Raw genomic sequence first — 7,078 nt, 5'->3', positions numbered from 1 at the left:
TTCGACGTTTTTTGGTTGCTGTCCTCCGGATTCTAGGCGTCCGCTCCACCCCGTCTAGCCCCTCCTTCGTCGGGGCCTGCGGCCCACGGGATCGGCTGCGGCGCTCCTGCGTCGCTTATTTCCTTCGCAGATCCCGCGGCCCTTGCCCTGACGGGTAGACAGGGCTCCGTCGGCCGCCGAGCAAGCAAGCTTGCCAGCAACCAAAAAACAACTGTGAGTCTTGCAGAGGTTGGTCTGGGACTGGCTGGCAGTGTTGATGCCGGTCGTTCTGTCTGGTGCGTGACTCGAAAAACAACTTGCCCCGTTTAGGGTGCGTTTCCCCCGACTTGTCCGCGCTGGGTGGAGCGGCCGGCATTGGCCTGTTCCACGTCGGTGGCTTGATTAGAAGCTTGCCCAGCCTTTGTAGGTTGTGGCTCATCACAGTTTTGCCTCGATGTGACTCTTCCCAGGTCCAATGCCGGCCGCTATGCGGCCGTTCTTGCCCGTTCGAAAGGAAGGAGGGTGGCAGCGTTGACTATCGTTGCTCAGACCCGACCGTTCGTCATCGGCGTGGACTGTCACGCCCGCACTCACACTTATGCCCTCTTTGAGGCCAGCAGCAGGCGGCAAGTCGCGAGCGAGCAGTTCCCGACCACCGCGACAGGGATTTCCCGTGCACTTGCCTGGGCAGGCCGTAGGACAGACGGCGATATGGCGTGTTTATGGGCCATTGAGGGTGTCGGTACTTATGGGGCACGTTTGGCCAGGGCCGTAACCGACGCGGGCTATGAGGTCGCCGAAGCTCCGCGGATGAACGCCCGGGGTCGCCGGGGGATCGGGAAGTCCGACCCGTTGGACGCGGCAGCCATCGGAACCGCAGTTTTGGCCCTGGAGGAGTCCCAGCTTCGAGCCCCGCGCCGGGATGAAGGAGTTCGTGCCGGACTCAGGATTCTGAGCGCAGCCCGGGATCAGTTGACCCGGGACCGAACTTTGAATAGCAACGCTCTCATCGCCTTGCTCCGGGCCCATGATCTGGGAATCGACGCCCGTAAACCGCTGGCTCCGGCCCAAATCTCCACAGTCACTAGATGGCGGGAACGACAGGAGCAGATCGAACTATCAATCGCACGCGAGGAAGCAGTCCGTTTGGCGCGCCGCGTTCTCGAAGTGACCACTCAGCTGGCTGCGAACCAGAAGCGTATGACAGAGCTGATCCAGCAAAGCCCCGCGGCGCCGCTCTTGGAAATGGTGGGCGCCGGGGCTGTCACGGTCGCTACGGTCCTGACAGCTTGGTCGCATCCAGGAAGGGTCCGCAGCGAAGCCGCCTTCGCCTCACTGGCAGGGGTGAATCCCTTGCCAGCCTCGAGCGGTAACACTGTCCGGCATAGGCTTAACCGCGGCGGTGATAGACGCCTTAACAGAGCCTTGCACACCATCACCATGACCCGGATGGTCCACGACGCCGGAACACGGGACTACGTCGCTAAACGCACCCAAGAAGGTCGTAGCTACCGTGAAATCCGCAGGTCCCTCAAGCGCTACATCGCCCGAACGCTCTATCGCCAGCTCAACGTTCTGTACGCCACTGCGGAACCGGGGTGACCACGCTGCGGTGGTTGAAGCAGTCGGCGGTCCGTCTCGAAACGCTAGCGTTCTGAGGCACTGAGGTTTCGAGACGCATCGCGTTGGCTTATGTGATGCTCTTCCGGTCCGCAAGGGGATGGTTGGCGGATTATCCGGCGGGGGTGGTGGTGAAGTAAGTGTTGTAGCCGGTGATGAGCCAGGTTCCAGGCTCCTGGCCCTTGGTCACGATGTAAGCCATTTCGGCGTTGGTAGGCTCTACGGTTTCATGGCCTTGCGCGACTACGGCCATGGTGAAGTTAACGTCGGCCTGAAGTCCGAGCAAGGTGAGGCCGTTGGATTCGGTTGCCTTCATGCTCTTTGGAGTGATGGTGCGCGTCAGAACGTGGGTCCGGTCCGCCCCGTAGGCAAGGTCGTATTTCCCCTGCCTGTGAAGGGGGCGCCAGACCAGGTTCTTGTTGGGGTCTTGCCCTTGTAGGTCTGTGTGAAGTTCCTCTTGGTCGGAAGGGTTGATCTTGGCCTTGTTGCGTTCCCACCAATCGTTGACATTTCCGGCGTCCAGGGGGTTGCCGTTCAGGGTGGAATCGATGCCTTCTTCGGCCATGAATTTGAGGATGAACTTACTGGCGGACGCGATTTCGTCGTCGGTGAAGCGTGACTTCACTGACGGGTCGATAATTCCAGGATTGATGGTCATCGCGGGGTCATCGTCGGCGATGCTTGTCTGGAGGTAAGCCCCGCGGCCATCGGATGCCGGTCCCTTAATTGGCAGAACGTTGATCTTGGTGGCTGAAGCGTTACTCGGCGCGGTGCTCGCGGCGGCCGCCGCTGTAGAGGCAGCGCTTGTGGAGGTAGCGGAGGGCTGGTCCTGAGCGGCAGGGGATGCGCAGGAAGTGGCTGCGAACAGTAATCCAGTTAGGACGACGCCGGCGGTTGCGCGGCGAGCCGTAGATCGTGCAGTCAATTTATGCCCCCAAAGTATGTTTGTCTGGTGAGCGCCGACTCATGTTGTCGTGCCCTCGGAAAGGATACCGGTTTCCATGAGGTGCATATCGGATATCGGACCGGCTGCCACGTTCCCGCCAGTAATGACGTAATTAGTAGCTCAGCGTTCTCACTGCGCGTTTCTCGTGCATTTTTCGGGGACCGCGGACATCGACTTTGCGGTTGTCCGTGCTGATCAAGTGGCTTTGTCATTTCAAATTCGGAGGGGAGCCGCTGCTTCAAGGTACTTGGCACGTCCGTCTGAATGGTTTTCGTATCAGCCGCCCAAGAAACCAGCGCGTGAGTTGCGACCAATGGACGATGATCCCGCTCCTTGATCCCGCCTCCGCGTCTTATAAAACAACAGCTTTTCAAGACACTGACCCCGAGTCTCGGGGGATCCAGCGGCGGCCGCGCAAGCGGGCGGAATAACCGGGTACCCGGCGTCTCGTAAAGGCGTCTCGCGGTAAATCGTCTCGCCGCGAGTGCATTGAGGGCTTTTCGAGTCAGAATTTCTTTGTGAGGCAATTGGGTTACACCCGCGTGAGTACTTCCAGCCAGGACGCCCAGCTGCAGCTGGATGCACTGGTCGCCGCCGGTGTGCAGAAACGTGATGTCTTCGCCGATGTGACCTCCGGAAGCAAGACAGCGATCGAACGGCCCGGAATGAAAAGGCTCCTCGAGTACGCCGAGGAAGGCGACACCGTTGTCGTGTGGCGGGTCGACCGGCTGGGTAGGTCGCTGATCGACGTCCTGAACACGGTCGCCCTGCTACGCGGCCGCGGTGTCCAGGTCCGGTCCATCTCCGATGGCATTGACCCCGTGACCTCGACGGGCCGGCTGATACTGAACATGCTCGCAACCCTCGCGGAGTATGAGCGCGAGCTGATCGTCGAACGGGTCAACGCCGGCATCGCCGCCGCAAGGCAGAACGGAACCCGCTTCGGCCGGCCGGTGTCCGATCCTGCCGTCATCGCGGACAAGCTGGCGATCGCCCAGGACGCCCGCGCGAAGGGCCGTACGGCCGAAGACGCTGCCAGGCTCGTCGGCTGGAGCCGTGCAACGCTCTACCGTCACCGGCAAGCGGCTGAAGCACGGCGCAGCCGTCGCACCAAGTGATGATCTGAGCGCCCGGCGACGGCGGTGCCCTTCGGCGCGCGGCTGGCAGGGGCCTGGGTCTCAAGGGGTGCTCTGAGTCGATGGCGCCGCAGTAGTTGTACGAGGCAGGGTCAGGGCTACTGAGGTTCCCTTTCCGGGGATGCTGGAGATGGTGATGGTTCCGTTGTGGTTTTCGATGATGGATTTGGTGATTGGCAGTCCGAGTCCGGCTCCTGGAACAGTGGAGGAGTGCGCGTTGGCGGCACGGAAGAATCGCGTGAAGGCCTGGGATCGTTCTTCCTCCGTCATCCCGATGCCGGTGTCCGTGATGTGGCAACTGAGATGCTCTTCCGTCGCGCAGGCGGAGGCGATGACGGTTCCCCCGTCTGAGGTGTATTTGATGGCGTTGGAAATCAGGTTGTCGATGGCTTGGCGGATGCGGTCCGGATCGAATGTTCCAGTGAGGTTGAGCCCTGGCTCCAGATCGAGTTTGAGAGCGATTCCGGCCGCTCGGGCCCTGGGGCGGGCGGCTTCGAGGCTGTGAGTGAGGACCTCGGCGAGGTCCGCGGGGCGAGGATTGGTGTGCAGGGCATCAGTAGCGGTGGCAAGCAGGTCATCCACCAAGCCCAGGAGACGCTCGGCGTTGCGGCTGATCACCGTGAGGTAGTCCTCTAGGTCTGGGGCCAGGTCTTCGTCCATGGCGAGGGTCAGGTATCCAAGGATTGAGGTTAGCGGGGTCCGCAGCTCGTGAGAAACGCTGGCGACGAACTGGTCCTTGACTGCGAGTGCTTCCACTAGGGCTGTGACGTCGGCGAAGGCCATCACGGCGCCGGAGCGGTTTCCGCTGGGGTCCTTGATCAGTCGGCAGGTGGCGGAATAGGCCCGCTGGCTGGTGCCGCTGCCGGTCCAGATTAACTCGTCCGTGAAGGCCTCGCCCCTGGCGGCGCGGCTTCGGGGGGTTTGCTCGGATGCCAGGGGACTCTCCCTGTCACGGCCATAAACGGTTTCTGACGAGTTCTCGGCCAATGCGTTCTTAGGGACGGCCTGAGCGAGGCTGCTGTATTGGTGGTTCGTCAGGATGGTTCGGCCCTGCAGATCCACCGTGCACACCGCCACGCTAACGGCATCCAAGACAGCGCCGAGTAGTTGTTCACGGCCCTGGCTCCCGGCCAACAACTCACGCACCTCAGTTTCCCGTTGTTCAAGGGACCGCCGCTGCAGTGAAATCACATTGAAGGCCGCATACGTGGTGCCTGCGATAGCTCCCAGAATTACAGGGAGCAACACAACGCGGATGTAATCGGCGTTGTCGAATCCCGTGCCGAGGATGATGGGCGGCAGGACAGCGCTCAGGATTGTTGCTAGAACGGCAACGACTACCTGAACGCGGTACCGGCTGGCGGAGAGCCAGACCACCGGAAATACGAGAAGAAAGCCCAGTACAGCCAGATACTCGTCCGCGGCTTCACGGGTCAACCCTATGGCCAGGCAGTCCAGGATCGGGATCACCAATACCGCTCTCACAGGCAGACGTTCCCACGGGACGATGGCGCACGCGCCCAGAAGGAGCACATGGGCTCCCAGACCGAGTAGCAGCGGCTGCGACCACTCGAGGCCAGGGTGCAAAATGATCACCAAGGCCGTGACCAGCAGCATCGTCACGGACAACGGCAACTGGAAAAGAATCGCCCGACCTCGAGCGCCCAACGCCCGAAAAAAACGCTCTGCGGTGACCAGAAGCGTAGTTTCCCCCATAAGGGCATTCAATCATAACGACACTGCGCCGATCAGGATCTCTTTGGATCCACCTAGGAAGTGACTCTTCGTTAGCGGCTACTGAATCGACTGTGCTAACGCTCAGCGCCACACCCTGTAGGTGCTCCTCAAAAGGCGGGTGACGGGGTCCTCGTTTCCCAGCCTATCCAGCGCCTGAGCACGTGAACGGTCCTCGCTGCGCTCGGGCTGTAGAAGCGTTTTTCTGTTTTTTGCTGCTGTCCTCCGGATCGTACGTGCCCGCTCCACCGGCTCAACCGTCCTGCGGACGGCTGCGGAGCCGATGTCTTGTGTCGGCGCTTCGCTTATTTCCTCCCACAACCCATCCGCTGCTTGCCCTTCGGGTTGCCCCGGCTCCGTCGGCACAGCTACGCGCTGCTCCGCCAGCAGGCAAAAAACGCCGGGGGAGAGGGGACGCTGGCCGGTCACCAAAGCCGTCCCACCCACCGGATCCTCAGCAAAGGACGAGAGAAACCATGAACGATCGCATTGCACGCGCAGCCCTGACCCGCCTGTTCGAACCGAACGACACGGTTGGACGGACCCTTGTGGGCAGGCTCGGCGCGTATGCCGCGCTGCGGCTAGCCACCGGCGCCCAACCGACCCACACCCTCCCAGGTGTGACGGCCGAGGAACTGGCGGCCGCGCTGAAGCGCTGGGCACCCCGCGTGCCGGACCTGGACCCGGAAAACGACCTGGCCACCATCGAACGCCTGGGCGGCGGATTTCTCATCCCTGGAAATGAACACTGGCCGGAAGCCTTGGACGACCTCCCGGACGCGCCCTTGGGCCTCTGGTACCGGGGCAACATCGGGGACGGGATCCCCGAGCCATCCAACTGCGTGGCACTGGCAGGCTCACGTGACTGCACGAGCTACGGCGCAGCCGTTACCGGTGACCTCGCCTACACCCTGGCCCAGCGCGGAATCTGCGTCATCGCCGGACTCGCCTACGGCATCGACGCCCACGCCCACCGCGCCGCACTGGCCGGAAGCAACGGCAACGGCCCCGCCACCATCGCCGTCCTCGCCGGAGGACTGGACCGCGACTACCCGTCCGGAAACGCCGACCTCGCGGCCACGATCCGCGCCAACGGCCTGACGATCTCAGAGCTCCCGCCCGGTTCCGCCCCGACCCGGTACCGCTTCCTTCAGAGAAACCGCATCATCGCCGCACTGGCAGGGGTGACGTGCGTCGTGGAGGCCCGCTGGCGCTCCGGGGCGTTGAACACCGCCCACCATGCCGAGACCATTGCCCGGCACGTCGCCGCCGTCCCCGGCAGCGTGCACAGCGCGAACTCAGCAGGATGCCACCGGCTTCTGAAGGAAGGCGGGGCGGTACTGGTGTCCGAGGCGGCCGAACTGGCCGAGCTCCTCGCAGGGTAGTCCTTTCAGGTGGCCGTCCCGTTACCGGGGCGGTCACCGCGGGCGGTCCGCCGTCGTGGCCGGCTTGCGCTGTGTTTCTGAGCGGCGGACCCCCATTCACACACTCAGTGCCGACTACCGGGGGCGCGCGGCCGCCGATGCCAGGGACCCCGAAAGCAGACCCGGGGTGCTGATGGAGGTTTCGCAGAGCTCACCAAGGAAAAGGGCGTCCGCTGGCGCGGCCGGCTGTTGGGCCCAGGGCGTGCCGTCGCAGAGCTCCGGACACCCTAGCCCTGTTC

5 protein-coding genes are annotated in these 7,078 nt (G+C 62.9%); 3 read left to right on the top strand and 2 right to left on the bottom strand.

What is annotated here, in order from left to right; translation table 11 throughout:
• Positions 1-510 precede the first annotated feature (510 nt).
• The gene (locus ASF72_RS16625; protein WP_056600852.1) at positions 511-1,581 is read left to right on the top strand and encodes an IS110 family transposase; all 1,071 of its coding nucleotides are present in this window, start codon (positions 511-513) and stop codon (positions 1,579-1,581) included.
• A 130-nt stretch (positions 1,582-1,711) separates the two neighbouring features.
• On the opposite strand, the gene ASF72_RS16620 is transcribed toward ASF72_RS16625, so the two are convergent.
• Positions 1,712-2,257 carry a hypothetical protein gene (locus ASF72_RS16620; protein WP_056600699.1) on the bottom strand — a complete coding sequence of 182 codons (546 nt, stop codon included), beginning with the start codon at positions 2,255-2,257 and terminating at the stop codon, positions 1,712-1,714.
• 806 nt (positions 2,258-3,063) lie between these two features.
• On the opposite strand from ASF72_RS16620, the gene ASF72_RS16615 reads away from it, so the two are divergent.
• The gene (locus ASF72_RS16615) at positions 3,064-3,663 is read left to right on the top strand and encodes a recombinase family protein (protein WP_056600697.1); all 600 of its coding nucleotides are present in this window, start codon (positions 3,064-3,066) and stop codon (positions 3,661-3,663) included.
• Between the two features lie 60 nt (positions 3,664-3,723).
• On the opposite strand, the gene ASF72_RS16610 is transcribed toward ASF72_RS16615, so the two are convergent.
• Positions 3,724-5,397 carry a sensor histidine kinase gene (locus ASF72_RS16610; RefSeq protein ID WP_082484388.1) on the bottom strand — a complete coding sequence of 558 codons (1,674 nt, stop codon included), beginning with the start codon at positions 5,395-5,397 and terminating at the stop codon, positions 3,724-3,726.
• Positions 5,398-5,891: 494 nt separating this feature from the next.
• Between ASF72_RS16610 and dprA the strand changes: the two genes are divergently transcribed.
• On the top strand, positions 5,892-6,800 hold the full coding sequence (gene dprA / locus ASF72_RS16605; RefSeq protein ID WP_056600696.1) for a DNA-processing protein DprA: 909 nt from the start codon (positions 5,892-5,894) through the stop codon (positions 6,798-6,800).
• Positions 6,801-7,078: the final 278 nt, after the last annotated feature.

The organism is Arthrobacter sp. Leaf141, assembly GCF_001424565.1.
Taxonomy (GTDB): Bacteria; Actinomycetota; Actinomycetes; order Actinomycetales; family Micrococcaceae; genus Arthrobacter.
This window is presented reverse-complemented; position numbering and strand designations above follow the sequence as displayed.